The organism is Serratia sp. 14-2641 (genome assembly GCF_001692375.1).
Taxonomy (GTDB): Bacteria; Pseudomonadota; Gammaproteobacteria; order Enterobacterales; family Enterobacteriaceae; genus Chania; species Chania fonticola_C.
Genome location: NZ_LXKR01000014.1, coordinates 1 through 671, shown reverse-complemented (window position 1 = coordinate 671; position 671 = coordinate 1). Strand labels below are relative to the sequence as shown.

Here is a 671-nt window from a genome sequence, read left to right as displayed (position 1 = left end):
AAAGGGAACAGCATTTTCACTGCCATAGTGAAATGACGGCTCTGATGTCACTCCATGTAACGCTCAGAGTATTTTAAGGATAATTAACAAGGATCATATACAATGAAAAAAAACACATTAGTCATGGCTCTCTCACTGGCTATCGGCGGCTTTGCTGCGCTTCCGGCTTCTGCCGCCATCACCGTAACGGGTGGTAATATCAATTTCACCGGCGAAGTCACTGATGCAACCTGCCTGATCAACGATAAGACGCCAAATGGTGCTGTTGATCTGAACGTGCCTTTGGAAACGGTCAGTGCCAGTGAGTTAAGCTTTGCCGGTGCCACGGCCAAGCCTGCGCCGTTTACCATCAAACTGGGTGGCCCTACTGATTTAAACTGCACCAACGGTAAGATTGCTTCAGTGTATTTTGAACCAACTAGCCCGGCTATCGATAATGCGACCGGTTGGTTGAAAAATACTTCAGCAACCAATCCTGCGTTAAATGTTCAGGTACAAATCCTGAATGGCGAAACCAACAGCCCGATCAACCTGGTATCCGGCAATAACAACCATGCGCCGAAAACCATCGTCAATCAAACTGCCGAATATACCTACTTTGGCCAGTATGTTGCTGTAGGTGGCGCGGCGGGCCCGGGCCAAGTTGCCTCAACGGTTAAATACAGCATCGT

1 protein-coding gene is annotated in these 671 nt (G+C 48.4%); it reads left to right on the top strand.

Annotation, left to right across the window (positions count from 1 at the left end):
- Nucleotides 1-102: 102 nt before the first annotated feature.
- The coding region (locus tag A6U95_RS07480) for a fimbrial protein (protein ID WP_065684048.1) at nucleotides 103-671 on the top strand (569 nt) is incomplete at its 3' end.